Origin of the sequence: Methylocaldum sp. GT1TLB (assembly GCF_051027445.1) — a bacterium.
Lineage (GTDB): Bacteria > Pseudomonadota > Gammaproteobacteria > Methylococcales > Methylococcaceae > Methylocaldum.
This window is the reverse complement of sequence record NZ_CP194898.1, coordinates 1,228,607-1,242,258: the sequence shown is the minus strand read 5'-3', so window position 1 is coordinate 1,242,258 and position 13,652 is coordinate 1,228,607. Positions and strand designations below refer to the sequence as shown.

Below are 13,652 nucleotides of genomic sequence, written 5' to 3'. Positions count from 1 at the left end.
CGAATGACAGGCGACTGCGAGGGCTAGGAACCCGAGATTCTCGTAATCCGGAAGTCAGCGGCCGGTCGTACCGGTTCGCAACGCTGAATCGTTCGATGGGGCGAGTCGCAAATCGTTCTTTGTTTGACCGGACTCGGGGCAGCTACGAGTCAGGGACTAGATCGGCGGCGAAGAACTCGAGCCCGGAAGATAAGACTCGACCAGCCTTGAAACCTCCGCGGCGCTTGCCGCATCCTTGGCCAGGAAATAATCCGCGCCGCACGCCGAGGCGGCTTCACGATACTCGACCGCGTCGTAGCTGGTCAGAATGACGATGGCGGGAGAATAAATTGTCTTTATCTTGCGGGTCAGTACGAGACCGTTTTCGCCGGGCAGCTTGATATCCATGAAAATAAGATCGGGCCGCGCGAGATCGATCGTTCTCATCGCCGATGCGCCATTTTCGGCTTCCGCGATAGCGAAGTGCGCGAACTGGTCGCACAAGAAGGCTTTAAGAGAGCGCCGAAAAGAGGCGTTGTCATCGACAATCAATATTTTGCGCACGGTCGCTGGGTTCCTTGATAAAAGCGGAAAGCATTCATTCCCTTGCGTGACGAAGAGGCATCCGGCCGAATCATCGAACACGCCGCTTACCCGGTTATTTGACCGTACACGCTCGTATTGTTTCAGGCACTAAGGATTTTTGCTTATTTGGTTCGCGCGCCCAGCCGTAGAAGATCAGCAAAAACAAAGTAGCATCGCGCCATGGAAGAAAAAAAACGAATCTGTATCGCCGAGGACCACACGATTTTGCGGGAAGGTTTACGGGTACTGTTGTCGCAAGATCCGGAGTTCGAAGTCGTCTGCGAGGTCCATGATGGCCTGGAACTCATTCGCCGCTGCCGCGACGGCATAGCGGATCTAATCTTGCTCGATCTTTCCATGCCCAGGCTGGGCGGCTTGGAAGCGATCCTGGAAATCAAGAAACGTGTATCGCAGCAGCTGAAAATCCTGGTACTCACTGTGCACGACGTCGAAGAATACATCCTCGCAGCCCTGAGATCCGGGGCAGACGGCTATGTTTTGAAGGATGCCACCCATGCGGAATTACGTATCGCGATTCGCAGCGTGTTAATGGGGAAAATTTATTTAAGTCCGAGTATTTCCGGAAAAATCATAAAAGCCTATCTGCAAATCAAAAGTACGGAAGAACCTCGGTCAACCTGGGGCAGCCTGACCCATCGGGAGCGAGAGCTCCTGAAATTGATCGGTGAAGGCCACAAGAACAAAGAAATCGCGCAATATCTGCATCTCAGCGTGAAAACCGTGGAAACCCACCGCGCGAACTTGATGAAGAAGCTGGATCTCCACAGTGCTGCGGCGCTGACCTCCTATGCGATAGAGAAAGGGCTGGTTCTGCGATAGACAACGACACGCGGGTTGCGCGGGGCGGCTTTCCAATCTGCGCCGCCATGCGGCGGTCACGAGTCTTCTACTCGGCCCAGACCGCGCGAACGATCGTGCCGATGCCGGGCGCGGAATCGATGTAGAAGGCCCCCCCGGAACCCTCGCACCGTTGGCGCATGCTAGCGAGGCCCAGGCCGCGTTGCCGTAATTCTCGTTCCACGGTCTCGCTGACGTCGAATCCCCAGCCGTCGTCGGTGACGATCAACTCGACTGCGGTGTCGATTTTTCTCAGGCGAAGGACGATCCGATCGGCTTTGGCGTGTTTCGCAACGTTGTTCAGTGCTTCCTGAATGATCCGATAGATCGCGGTTTTTAATCCGCCGGGCACATCGCTTTCCTGCAGTTCTATTTGTTTTTCGACCGTGATGCAGGCATAGATGTTCTGAAAAGTGCGGCAGTGCCAGCTCAAGGTCGCAAGAAGCCCCAGATCGTCCAGAATCGCCGGCCTCAAGTCCATCGAGATGCGCCTCACCTCGGAAATGGCCTCCTGGATGACAGGGATAACGGCTCGCAGGGACCTCTGGCCGGATGCGATCTGATTGTCTTCGAGCAGCGCGTTGACGTTGTCCAAACTGAACTTGATGGCGCTGAGGTACTGTCCCACGGTGTCGTGAAGCTCCGAGGCGATCCGCTTGCGCTCTTGCTCCTGAGCGCCGAGAAGCTTTGCGGACAAGAGTCTAAGCTCATGTTTCGACTGCCAAACGACGTCTTTCAGCCGTTTTTTCGGGGTAAGGTCGATGACGTTCCCCAGGATGGCGGGAGATCCGCGATGTGCGATCAAGATCTCGCTCCGTCTGATCCAGATCACCTTGCCATTTTTCCTGATGCCTCTCGCCTCATGCACCGGTGGTATGGCGGCCGGTTTCTGCTGGTACACAACGGCCGCTTTCTGCGAACGCCGATGATCTAACTGAAAAAGTTTCCCGGGTGACATACCGATCAGTTGATCTTTCGGATAGCCGAGGATTTTGGCCAACTTTTCGTTCGCATAGACGACTTCTCCATCCTGAACGATGTAGATGCCGACGAGCAAACAATCGTCGAAGGCATGCTTAACCGCCGCATGCGGCGACGTTTCCGTCGTCTTGCGGGTGTTGGTTATATTCCGTGGATAGTCTTTGGCGCCGAAAATTTGCCGATAGGGGTAGGGGAGGGAGCCGCCAGCGTGCTGAACCAAAAGCCCTTGATGCACGGTCTCGACCATTCGGCGAAACCATTCGACGGCCTTTTTCCTTTCGATCATCCCTGCTCTCCGCTCGAATTCATAAGATATTCTGACAATCAGCGGATTCGGCATTCCGCCAATAGCGCAGTTCCATTAACTCCGGACGACATCCTCTCCGGATCGTTCCAACTGGTGCTCTAGGCGGAATATAAACGAAACTTGGACAATCCGGGTACTCGCATCGGCCGGTCCGATGCCGTTTCCGCCGCGCCCTCCATAGTACCCTTTGCTGTTCCTTATGCTAGAACGCCTCTTCCCATGGCTTGGATAGGACCATGGCCGAATGAATGATCCCGACCATCGAATAGGTTTGCGGGAAATTGCCCCACATTTCGCCGGCCAGCGGGTCAGGGCATAGCGGATCGCCTCGGCTAGCGCCGACTTTTTCGAGACCTGTGTCAGCGTGGTGTGCAGCCAGGTCTGAAGCGCCGCGAGGAGCGGACCCGCGCGGGCTTGCCGCGCTGCGGCACGGGCCTCCGGCGGCTGGCCCCGGATCTCGGCTTCGATCGTATAGAGCGCGCCGATACGCTGGAGCACCTCGGCCGCCAAGGGACTCCTGTGGGCCTTGTGGAGCTCGTAGAACTTGCGCCGGACGTGCGCCCAACAGGCCACTTCCTGCACGCGACCGGTGTCGTACAGCCCGTTGAATCCCGCATAGCCATCCGCCTGCAGGGCGCCTTCGAAGTCCTTGAGATGCGTCCTGGGATGCTGGCCTTGGCGGTCCGGCGCGTAGGCGAACCACACCGCGGGCGGCGTGAGATCACCGGCCGGGCGGTCGTCCCGGACATAGGTCCACAGCCGACCGGTCTTCGTGCGCCCCTGACCGGGCGCGAGCACCGGGACCGGGGTATCGTCGGCATGGAGTTTGTCGCCGGCGAGCACATGCCGGCGGATTGCCGCGACCAAAGGCCGGAGGAGGCCCGCGGCTTCCCCGACCCAATCGGTCAAGGTGGACCGGGACAGGTCCACGCCTTCGCGGGCGTAGATGGCCGACTGGCGGTACAGCGGCAGATGATCGCCGTATTTCGAGACGAGTACATGGGCCAGGAGCCCAGGACCCGCCAAGCCTTGGGCGATGGGCCGGCTCGGCGCCGACGCCTGGACGATGCGGTCGCAGCGGGCGCAGGCACACTTGGGGCGGACGTGGCGGATCACCCGGAAGCGGGCCGGGACGTACTCCAGGATTTCGGCGACCTCCTCGCCCAAGGGCTTCAAGGGACCGCCACAGTCGGGGCACTCGGCCAAGCCGGGGGCATGGACCTGAGTTTCGCGGGGCAGATGATCGGGCAGTGACCGGGGCGTTCTTACCCGGCGCTCGGCTGCGCGCGGTTCGACGATCGCCGCGAGTTCCGCATCGCCCGTTTCGAGTTCCTCCAGCTGAAGTTCCAATTGATCGAGGAGCCCGGCCATTTTTTCGGAGCGGCGCCCGAACTGCTGGCGGCGGAGCTTGGCGACGAGGAGTTTCAGGTGGGCGATTTCGACGCGCTGGGCTTCAATCAGCGTCTTGAGGGCGGGAATCTCATCGGGAAGCACGTCGGGGTTGGTCATGCCCCGATTATACCCGCCCTCCGTCAGGCGGCGTGAGAAGGCGCGGTGCGGATCGGGCGGCGCCAGTCGATGCCTTCCAGCAGCATCGACAACTGGGCGGGGGTGAGGGATACCGTGCCGCCCGTCGCCTGCGGCCAGACGAAGCGGCCCCGCTCCAGCCGCTTGGCGAACAGGCAGAGTCCATCGCCGTCCCACCAGAGCAGTTTGATCCGGTCGCCGCGTCGCCCGCGAAAGGCAAAAATGTGTCCGGAGAAGGGCTCGGCTTGGAGCTGGGTCTGGACCAGGGCGGCCAGGCCATCGAAGCCGCGGCGCAGATCGGTCACCCCGGCAGCGATCCAGATGCGGGTGCCGGACGGAGGCGCGATCATGGGCCCTTGAGACTCGCGAGGACGGTGCGCAAGGTCGCCGCATCGACGGAACCTTTCACCTGAACCCGCGTACCCCCGAGTTCGATGGTGATGGTGCCCGGTGGAGCGGATACCGTAGCTTCGCGCGCTGGCGCGGCCAATGCGGGCGTCATCGCCACCGGTAATAAGGTCGGCCCCGGCGGACCGGCCGGGGCGTTCCGGTCCTTAAGGTAGTGTCGGCGCCATTTGAACAGTTGATTGGCGTTGATCCGATGCGCCAGCGCAATCCCCGCGACCGAGGCGCCCGGCTGTAGGGTCCGCTCCACCAGTTCGCGCTTGAACTCAGGCGCAAACCGCCGCCGGCCCAAGGTATCCATCGCCACCACGCCCGTTGTGAAGTCAGCATCGTGAGTCATCAGTGCGTCCACCTCAAGAGTGCGCGGACACCCCATGCGTCCGCTCGCACCAGTGTCGCCTGAGTCTCTCAACCCGTCGAGACGGTGCTCGGCGGACGCTTACGGACATGTAGTACTATCAGTATTCGCTTATCTACTGAGATGGGCGATTGAACTCGCTTTTTGTCCTTTCGTTGTATTTTCTAGAGAGTGATCTATGGCAGGTTATGAAGGTGATGTCGTCACCCCTTACGATCAGGATCTCGGACCCGTGCTTTTCGAGCACTATGGAGCCGACACCGCACGACGCGTAGCGGAAAGATCAGTCCGTGACGTGCTCGAAATCGCCGCGGGCACGGGAATCGTGACCCGGCACTTGCGTAATGAGCTTGCCAAGGACGTGCGATTGACCGCGATCGATATCAGCGATTCCATGATGGAGGCCGCCCGCAAAAAGTTTCTCCCTCACGAGCAGGTCGCGTTCCAAGTCGCGGATGCCACGGCGCTGCCGTTCGACGATGAGGCGTTCGATGCGGTGGTCTGCCAGTTTGGGGTCATGTTCTTCGATAAAGAGGCGGGGTTTCGCGAGGCATACCGGACATTGAGGCGCGGAGGGCGGTACTTGCTCCGCGTCTGGGACTCGGAGCATTACAATCCATTCGCCAGCTTGAGCTTTGAGGTGCTGAAACAATTCTTTCCGTCGGATACACCTCGTTTCCTCTTCGATCCCGTTGCCTGCCATCAAATCGATCCGATCAAAGAAAAGCTGATTCGCGCCGGCTTTGATCGAATCGTCATCTCGGTCGAGCGAAAGGAACACGATATTCTGGACGTGGCGGCGTTCGCGCGGGCACTTGTGTTCACTCCGGTTATCACAGAAATACGAGATCGCGGCGGTGTCGATCCCGAGGAGATCTCCGAGGCGTTGACGGAGGCGCTGATAAAAGAATATGGCTCAAATCCCACGCGCTATCCGATGCAAGCCATACTGTTCGAAGCGGAAAAGCCGATTGCATCGCCATTTTTGCGAAACCTTTTGGGACATCCAAGTCACCAAAAGGAGTAAAAAAATTGGCGACGAGTATTGCCTTCGGCGGCCCGCGTTCGACCGGTCCCGACCCAATAGTGGGATCGGGACCTGGATCCACAATGACTTGACACGGTGTCGGTTGCCTTATGTTTGATCTCCACCTGCGCTAGCCGCGCAGACTCCGATCAAACATCCGACCCTACGGCTACGCGGAGGCAGGGATCAGCGGTTCGAGCCCGAGGGCGGCGGCGAAACGCCGGGCATCGCGCGAGCGGTCCAGGCGGTAGATGATGCCGCGCAAGGGACCGATGGGGGCGCCGAGAAACGCCATGGGCCGTAGCCGTTCCAGCATGGTGACGGTGCCGCGGACGAACTCGCGGGCCGAGAGGATTTCCGGCGGAATGGGGGAGAGGAGGATATCGGCGGCGGCGACCGCGGCGTCCTGGAGAGGACCGACCGCGCCCTGGGTGTCGATCAGGATGATATCGTACTGGGCAAAGGGGGGACGGCCGAGGAGGTGCTTGAGACGCACCCGCCCGTCGACGGCGTCGCGGATCCAGTCGCGGAGCTTGCCGTCCGGATCGTCGGAATAGACGAGATCGAGCCGCTCGAGGGTGGTCTGGCTGATCACGTCCGCGGTGGCCGCCTCGACCATCAGCCGGGTGAGACCGCCCGGGGCGCGGTGTCGGAGCGGAAAAAAGCTGGAGAGGGTGGGTTGGGGATCGGCGTCGACGAGGAGGGCGGTCTGGCCGAGATCGGCGAGATAGGCGCCGAGATTGGCGGTCAGCGTGGTCTTGTCGACGCCGCCCTTGGTGCTGGTGATGGTGATACAGATGGCCATGGCGCCCTTCTCCGGCATGTTACCCGGGGATGGAGTCCCGGGGGACGATGATGAACCGAAGGAAGTGAAAACAGAGCGCCAGCGCCTAAAAGGCGTTGGAGCCGGTGATAGGATTTGAACCTACGACCCGCACATTACGAATGGGTGAGTCCGGTATTTCCCGCACATTCACGAAGTTTAACGAACCTTTACAAATCAATGCTATTAGCCTAACCTTGGGTTAACGGGGACACACGAAATTTAACCGAATTTAATCGTTTTTGTGTCCCCGCTGTGTCCCCGATCTTGTTTTGTGTCCCCGAGGTTAGGCCATGTCCAACAAACTCAATTTCACCAAGAGCGCCCTTGACGCGATTCCTCTACCGGACCCCGGCAAGCGCGCGGAATATTGGGACGCCAAAATTCACGGCTTACAGGTTCGAGTTACGTCGACCGGCTCAAAGAGTTTCTATGTCAAGCGGCGTGCGAGTTCTGGCCAAGTCGAGCGCGTCAAGCTCGGCAGCTACCCGAGCATGACAATTGAGCAAGCCCGAAAAGCGGCTGAAACGATTAACGCCGAGATTGCACGAGGGGAAAGCCCGGCAGGAAAACGGCGCGAGCATAAGGCGGAAATGACCTTTGCCGAGTTCTGGAAGGAGTACATAGAACGGTACGCCAGAATCCGCAAGAAACCCCGCACCGTGGAAGAAGACGAAAAGACCTTTCGCAATTACCTGTTCGACCTAGCCGGTCGGAAACTTTCGAAGATCACAAAGGGCGATTGCCAGCGACTACACCACGATCTTGCCAAGCGGACATCCGGCGCGACCGCTAACCGGGCGCTGGCCGTTCTTAGCGGCGCGTTGAGTGTGGCCCACGATTGGGGCTATCTGCGCGGCGAGAATCCAGCGAAAGGCATTAAGAAGTTCAAGGAGCATGGTCGAGACCGGTTTGTACAGTCCGACGAATTGCCCCGTTTCTGGCAAGCCTTACTTGATGAGCCTAACCGCGACCTGGCGGACGTTTTCATGGTGGCGTTATTGACCGGCGTAAGACGCTCGAACGTGCTAGCCATGCGGTGGGAGGATATTTCGCTTGATCGGGCCGAGTGGCGCATACCGGAGACCAAGAACGGCGAACCGCTGACTGTGCCCTTAGTGCCTGAAATGGTGAACCTGCTACGGGAACGGCGGCGACTCGCGACCGGCGGCGAATGGGTGTTTCTCGGCGACGGCAAGACCGGACATTTGGTTGAGCCAAAGAAGGCATGGAAGCGTGTCTTACAGCGGGCCGGAATCGAGAATCTGCGGATTCACGACCTACGGCGCACCCTTGGGTCACATATGGCGGCGGCGGGCGTGAACACGATTACCACGGCGCGGACCTTGGGGCACAAAACGCTGACGATGGCGCTTCGTTACCAGCACCTGGGGACCGATCCACGGCGGGCAGCGATTGAAGCCGGAGCCGGGGCGATCCTGGCGAACGCCGGAGTCCGAGAAACGGCGGAAGTGGTCAAACTGAAACGGGGCGCATGATGGGCGGCAAATTTAAAAGCTACCTATTGCACGACGACCCATTAGCCAATAACGCCATGCTCGCGGCTGGTATTCTCAAGGTGCGTCTTAAGGACGGGCTTTGGGAACGGCTTATTCCTGATCTGGTGGACGCAATTTCCGAACTACAGGCGGCTGGAGAGTCGCTGCCACCATACGCCATCGAATTCATGGCCGATGCCGCAAAAGGAAAGCTCAAGACGGGGCGGGGTAGACGCTCATTTTCAACGCGTAAGGGCCTAATCAGAATTCACTATGAAAGGCTGCGACGAAATCTATCTTACGAAGATGCGCTTTGTGCGACCGCAGAGCGTTATTCTCTCAGCGAGAAGGCCATCGAAACCATCTTGACTGACTTCAACAAAGCCAAGGCAGCTAGGGCCGCATACCACAAAACAAAGAAAAAATCACCCTGAACAAAACTCCGATTTGTTCAGGTAAAACGTTACCGGGCTTTTCCGCATGATGACCTCCGTACCCAAATGTAACGGAGGTTATCTGTGACTCATCCAGCAACCATCACGCGCGATCCAATCGACCTGGACGCCCTACCTAAATCAACCCTCCTCGACGATCGCCGCGCGGCGGAAAGCCTGGGCGTAAGCCGGGGCACTCTTGCCGTGTGGCGCAGCACGGGCCGGTATAACCTGAACTACATAAAAATCGGCAGGCTCGTTAAATACAAGGTCGGCGACTTAATAGAATTCCGCGAGCGGCGGACGCAGACACACACCGGACGGGGGGCGGCATGAGGCCGGGGGGCACCCACGGCGCGGGCGGGCACCCGCGACCGGGGGGAGTAGGAAAAACAGGGCGCGGTCATAGTAACGTGATTCCGTTCCCGCGCCAAGCCCGGCGGAAATACCCACCTTATGCGGCGCGAGTGGTAGCGATCCGTCGTACAGCCGATGACCGCACCCTGACGATTCTGACCGGCTCCGGCGCGATGCACGAAGCCGAGTGTCGGTATCACGACGACTTGGGCCGGCTAGACGAGTTCGGGCAAATCAGACCTCAAACGCTATGGGCGGCGCTGCCCTACGAGCGCAACCCGAGCGGGTACGAGTGGGATTTTTGTGCCGGGCTCGATGTCGCAATCGTCACTTTTGGCACCCCGGAGACCGACATAAGCCTGTTGCACTTGGCCGGCGTAGTGCTGGCCGCAAGCGCGGCGCATGTAGTCGTCCGACTGGCGGCGCGGATCGAGATATTACGGCGCGATGACGGGGGGGCGGTATGGCGGATGCACTGACTCCCCCGGGAGACCGGATCGATTTATCCGACCTGTCTAAGCTGGCGACGGATATCAAGACCTACACGCTACTGAGCGTGGATGATTTGGCGGCGCTGCCGGCACAACACTACCGCGTCAAATCCACTTTTCCCGAAAACGGGTTTGTCGCTTTTTTCGGGCCTCCCGGCTCTGGTAAGTCGTTTCTGGCGTTCGACATGGCGGGCGCAATCGCCGGGCGAGATGACTGGTTCGGGTATCGCGTCCGGCGTGGTCCGGTCGTCTATCTATTCCTTGAGGGCGAAGCGGGCGCGCGCAATCGGATCGCGGCTTATCGGACAGAATACGGCGGGACGTCATTGGCGAACATGCGATTGATTTTTCAGTCCGTAAATTTACTGTCGACCGATATCGTCGGCCTAATCGCGGCGCTCAGGGACGCGGGCATGGATCGCCCGACAATTTTTGTCGACACGTTGAATCGAGCGGCACCCGGCGCGGACGAGAATAGCTCCGTGGACATGGGGCTCATTATCGAATCCTGTAAGCGCCTACAGGCCGAAACTGATGGGCTTGTCGTTATCGTCCATCACACCGGAAAAGACGGCGCCAAGGGGCTGAGAGGCCATTCCAGCCTGCTCGCGGCGCTGGATGCGGCCATCGAAGTATCGAGCGACGGCGAGACTAGGAAATGGACGCTTACGAAATCAAAAGACGGGCAGGACGGGCTTAGCCATGCGTTTAGGCTCAAGGTCCACGAGCTTGGATTTGATGAGGACGGCGACCCCATAACATCCTGCACCGTCGAACTCTTGGACGACATTCCCGACCGGGACAAAAAACCAAAGGCTCCGACTGGCGGAAACCAAAAGATCGTTTGGGATTACCTGCACGACGTCCTCAAAGACCGTCCGTCTATTCCGACAAGCGAGCTCATCGAGGGTGTACGCGGTCGTTTGGTTTGTGATGAAAAACGCAAACCCGAACGAATCAGGCAAGCGCTCACCGCGATGATTAACGCCGGTTTGGTGACCTGTTATGACGATACCCTTTCGTTTCCCGTTCCCATTCCCGTTCCCGTTCCCCCTAAAGGGGGAAACGGGAAAACGGGAAAATGGGATTCCCGAAACTTCCCGAAAACGGGAATTTCGGGAAGCTGGTATGAAACGGAGAAGGACACCGACAACGAAGTCGCGGGAGGATTCGATTTATGACGGCGGCAACGATCATTTTGCGCTGCCGAGACTTCGGCATTCCGTTATCCGTGAATGGCGACCGGCTGCACGTTGGCGTTGAGTCCGACCGGATACCGGCTGACCTGCTGGCCGAACTCAAGGCGTACAAAACCGAACTGGTGGCGCTTTTGGCGAACCCTTGGGCACCGGGCGGCGAGTATTACGAACGCATTCGTTCCGGCTGGCGATTGTCGCGGACGCCGGACGGCGGCTATATGTGGCTGGAGCCTGGGACATGGGAGGGTGCGTCATGAACCTACCCAATGACCTGCAAAGCATCGTCCAAGCTTTCGAGCGTGGCGAGATTACCCGAGAGCAAGCAACCGAGCGCGTCAAGGCATGGCCGGCTTATCTGCCGTGCGACATGGCGGCGAAGGCGCGAGCACTGCGGGCGATTGCGACGGCACCCACGCGCGCGGGGGAGGGGGGGAAACAAGCGGCAAATTTGCCGCTTGATCACGGCACCCACACGCGCGCGGGGGAGGGGATAAAACGAATAATCGTATTACGATTAATCGTACGGCACCCACACGCGCGCGGGGATAGGGTGGTCAATCGACCACTTGAAAAGAAGTCTCGTACGGCACCCACACGCGCGCGGGGGAGGGCATTGTCAACCGTGGCATTAACACGGTTGACAAACGGCACCCACACGCGCGCGGGGGAGGGACAAATCGGAAAATTTTCCGATTTGTTTTCAGTCACGGCACCCACACGCGCGAGGGAGGGGCCATTCCGTTCTTGCCAGGGCGCAGACCGCGACCGCACGCACTCCTTCGAAATCAGAAACCGTAACAAAGTTAGGAAATCCTTATGAACACCGAGCACACCTTGACCGACTTACCCGAAGAACAGCTTATCCTCCTGGCGCACCAGGCGCTTTTAGAACTGGCACAGCGCGGACTTCGGACGTTACCGCTACCCGAGCAAGCGCGTATTTCCGAGCGGCTTTCCCGAGGCCACACGTTGCGTTGTGGATGGGATTTCGGCAACGCTGCGGGAGCGTTTTACACTGCTTCTGGGAATGAACGGCACCACGTCATGAGCGTCGGGCTTGGCGAATCTGCACCGCCTGGAATGCCGCTGAACTAAGCGCCTACGGGTGAATAAAAAAGCACTGCTTTTTTAAGCAGAGTAGTATAATCGAGCCTAGCCAGTTTCGCGGACTGGCGGGCTCTCCGGTAGCCGGTCGACGTACCGGCTTTTTATTGGGGAGCAACTAAACACTGTTCAATTACTGGAGAACCCGAAATGAATTTGTCACACATTCAAGCGCGTATGCGCGAAATCTGCCCCGTCGCCGGAGTATTTGGGATGGCGGATTATTCCGGCTGGAATAACCGCGCACTGGAAGACCGATTGCTTGATTTGAGCAATGAAGCCAGCGCGATCCGTGCAACGGCTGAGCGGCAAAACCGTGATTTGACCGAAAGCGAGGCGCAAGAGATTGACCGCGTTCTTGCGGCATTCGAGGAAGTGGAAGCCGAGCTAGGTTCGCGTGGCTCGAAAGGCCGGAAGACCGCACCGGGCGCACCGGCTGGCGGCGGCTTGGTGCAGCGCACCAGCATCGAGGACATGATTCGTCCGAACGCGGCGCAGACCATCGCGGCGATGTTCCCGCGAGACACCCACGGTTTCAGGAACCTGGCCGAGTTCATGGCGGCGCTGGCGTCGGAACGGGGCGACTCCCGTTTGCGCGTAGGCACGCCGATCCATGCGGCGGGCATGACCGAAGGCACCGGCTCAAGCGGCGGCTTTCTGGTTCCGCCTCAATTCCTGGCCGAAATTCTGGGGCCGGCATTCGTGGAAAGCGGCATTCTAAGCCGCGTGTCCGTGGTCCCGATGACCAGTTCGGCGGTCATGATTGCCGGCTTCAATAACACCGATTCCCATGCGGGCGGCGCGATTGGCGGTTTGACCATGGAATGGGCGGGCGAAGGCCAACAGCTTTCCAGCCAAACCGGGAAGGTTCGGGCCGTCACCATGCAGGCCAAAAAGGGCGCGGTCATGGTGGAAGTCACCAACGAGCTCTTGTTCGATTCGCCTGCGGCATCTATCCAGCTTCGCGAGATCATGAGCGCGGCGGCGCGGTTCGGGCTGGAAGCGGCGATCTTGACCGGGAACGGCGTGGGCCGTCCGTTGGGCCTTCTGAACGACAATGCCAAGATCGTGATTGGCAAGGAAACGAGCCAAGCGGCGGATACGATCAACTATCAGAACATCATAAAGATGGTCGCCCGGATTCACCCGAGCTTGCTGCCTGGGGCTGTTTGGGTGGCGAACCCGACCACCTTGACGCAGCTCTTGAACATTCAAAGGCCGATCAGCGACGCAGCCGGCACCGATTACGTGGGCGGCGATATCCTGCCGGTTTTTCAAACGGGCGTGGGCGGCACCTTCAGCTTGCTCGGGTTGCCGTTGGTCTTCTCGGAAGCCTTGCCGGTACTCGGCGATGCGGGCGATTTGGTGTTGGCCAGTTTCAGTGAGTATTTGCTTGGTTTGCGGTTGGATGCTCGACTCGATGTGTCGACGGAATTTAGGTTCGATCACGACAAAAGCGTCTTCCGGTTGATTCTCAGGGCCGATGGCTTGAGCCGCTGGGATCAGGCGTTGCAGCCAATGAACGGCAATACGTTGAGCTGGGCAACCACGCTCGAAGAACGGGCCGCCGGTTAACAAGTTCGCCTCGGGTTGGCGCATACGTGCGTACTCCGGCACGTGTCACCACGGTCGACGAGGCAAACGACGGGCCGCTGTCTTTCCCAGAAGGACAGTGGCTTTTTTTTGGCTTGGCCGCCGCCGAGGGGGGGCGTTTCATT

Annotated in this window: 15 protein-coding genes, 1 pseudogene and 1 CRISPR repeat array; of the genes and pseudogenes, 10 read left to right on the top strand and 6 right to left on the bottom strand. The window is 59.2% G+C overall.

Annotated elements, in window-relative coordinates; genetic code table 11:
- Positions 1-156 precede the first annotated feature (156 nt).
- Positions 157-543 carry a response regulator gene (locus tag ACR2R1_RS05400; RefSeq protein ID WP_168183692.1) on the bottom strand — a complete coding sequence of 129 codons (387 nt, stop codon included), beginning with the start codon at positions 541-543 and terminating at the stop codon, positions 157-159.
- A gap of 201 nt (positions 544-744) precedes the next feature.
- On the opposite strand from ACR2R1_RS05400, the gene ACR2R1_RS05395 reads away from it, so the two are divergent.
- On the top strand, positions 745-1,404 hold the full coding sequence (locus tag ACR2R1_RS05395) for a response regulator (RefSeq protein WP_077732144.1): 660 nt from the start codon (positions 745-747) through the stop codon (positions 1,402-1,404).
- 67 nt (positions 1,405-1,471) lie between these two features.
- On the opposite strand, the gene ACR2R1_RS05390 is transcribed toward ACR2R1_RS05395, so the two are convergent.
- From ACR2R1_RS05390 to tnpA, 4 genes and pseudogenes are all read right to left on the bottom strand, one after another.
- On the bottom strand, positions 1,472-2,689 hold the full coding sequence (locus tag ACR2R1_RS05390) for a PAS domain-containing sensor histidine kinase (protein ID WP_434112996.1): 1,218 nt from the start codon (positions 2,687-2,689) through the stop codon (positions 1,472-1,474).
- Between the two features lie 315 nt (positions 2,690-3,004).
- Positions 3,005-4,219, bottom strand: a pseudogene (tnpC, locus tag ACR2R1_RS05385) (IS66 family transposase); the annotation flags it as partial.
- Positions 4,220-4,242: 23 nt separating this feature from the next.
- Positions 4,243-4,587, bottom strand: a complete 345-nt coding sequence (gene tnpB, locus ACR2R1_RS05380; protein ID WP_077732713.1) for an IS66 family insertion sequence element accessory protein TnpB — start codon at positions 4,585-4,587, stop codon at positions 4,243-4,245.
- Positions 4,584-4,982: an IS66-like element accessory protein TnpA gene (gene tnpA / locus ACR2R1_RS05375; protein ID WP_077732813.1), complete on the bottom strand. Its 399-nt coding sequence runs from the start codon at positions 4,980-4,982 to the stop codon at positions 4,584-4,586. The genes tnpB and tnpA overlap by 4 nt, the downstream gene beginning before the upstream one ends.
- Before the next feature lie 196 nt (positions 4,983-5,178).
- Here tnpA and ACR2R1_RS05370 point away from each other — a divergent pair, with 196 nt between their 5' ends.
- Positions 5,179-6,027 (top strand): class I SAM-dependent methyltransferase, encoded by an 849-nt coding sequence (locus tag ACR2R1_RS05370; RefSeq protein WP_434112994.1) that lies wholly within the window; start codon positions 5,179-5,181, stop codon positions 6,025-6,027.
- Positions 6,028-6,196: 169 nt separating this feature from the next.
- On the opposite strand, the gene ACR2R1_RS05365 is transcribed toward ACR2R1_RS05370, so the two are convergent.
- A complete protein-coding gene (locus ACR2R1_RS05365) occupies positions 6,197-6,832 on the bottom strand; it encodes a ParA family protein (protein WP_434112992.1) in 636 nt (211 codons plus the stop codon).
- 311 nt (positions 6,833-7,143) lie between these two features.
- Between ACR2R1_RS05365 and ACR2R1_RS05360 the strand changes: the two genes are divergently transcribed.
- The 8 genes from ACR2R1_RS05360 (at position 7,144) to ACR2R1_RS05325 (ending at position 13,509) form a co-directional block, all read left to right on the top strand.
- The gene (locus ACR2R1_RS05360) at positions 7,144-8,349 is read left to right on the top strand and encodes a tyrosine-type recombinase/integrase (protein WP_434112990.1); all 1,206 of its coding nucleotides are present in this window, start codon (positions 7,144-7,146) and stop codon (positions 8,347-8,349) included.
- A complete protein-coding gene (locus tag ACR2R1_RS05355; protein ID WP_434112988.1) occupies positions 8,346-8,783 on the top strand; it encodes a hypothetical protein in 438 nt (145 codons plus the stop codon). Before ACR2R1_RS05360 ends, ACR2R1_RS05355 begins: the two co-directional genes overlap by 4 nt.
- A gap of 84 nt (positions 8,784-8,867) precedes the next feature.
- On the top strand, positions 8,868-9,119 hold the full coding sequence (locus tag ACR2R1_RS05350; protein ID WP_434112986.1) for a helix-turn-helix domain-containing protein: 252 nt from the start codon (positions 8,868-8,870) through the stop codon (positions 9,117-9,119).
- A 77-nt stretch (positions 9,120-9,196) separates the two neighbouring features.
- Positions 9,197-9,619 carry a hypothetical protein gene (locus ACR2R1_RS05345; RefSeq protein WP_434112984.1) on the top strand — a complete coding sequence of 141 codons (423 nt, stop codon included), beginning with the start codon at positions 9,197-9,199 and terminating at the stop codon, positions 9,617-9,619.
- Positions 9,604-10,812 (top strand): AAA family ATPase, encoded by a 1,209-nt coding sequence (locus ACR2R1_RS05340; protein ID WP_434112981.1) that lies wholly within the window; start codon positions 9,604-9,606, stop codon positions 10,810-10,812. Before ACR2R1_RS05345 ends, ACR2R1_RS05340 begins: the two co-directional genes overlap by 16 nt.
- The gene (locus ACR2R1_RS05335; protein ID WP_434112978.1) at positions 10,809-11,087 is read left to right on the top strand and encodes a hypothetical protein; all 279 of its coding nucleotides are present in this window, start codon (positions 10,809-10,811) and stop codon (positions 11,085-11,087) included. The genes ACR2R1_RS05340 and ACR2R1_RS05335 overlap by 4 nt, the downstream gene beginning before the upstream one ends.
- Before the next feature lie 146 nt (positions 11,088-11,233).
- Positions 11,234-11,559: a CRISPR direct-repeat array (repeat unit 23 nt; unit sequence ACGGCACCCACACGCGCGCGGGG).
- 87 nt (positions 11,560-11,646) lie between these two features.
- Positions 11,647-11,925: a hypothetical protein gene (locus tag ACR2R1_RS05330; RefSeq protein WP_347258978.1), complete on the top strand. Its 279-nt coding sequence runs from the start codon at positions 11,647-11,649 to the stop codon at positions 11,923-11,925.
- A gap of 159 nt (positions 11,926-12,084) precedes the next feature.
- A complete protein-coding gene (locus tag ACR2R1_RS05325; RefSeq protein ID WP_434112976.1) occupies positions 12,085-13,509 on the top strand; it encodes a phage major capsid protein in 1,425 nt (474 codons plus the stop codon).
- The last annotated feature ends 143 nt before the right edge of the window (positions 13,510-13,652 follow it).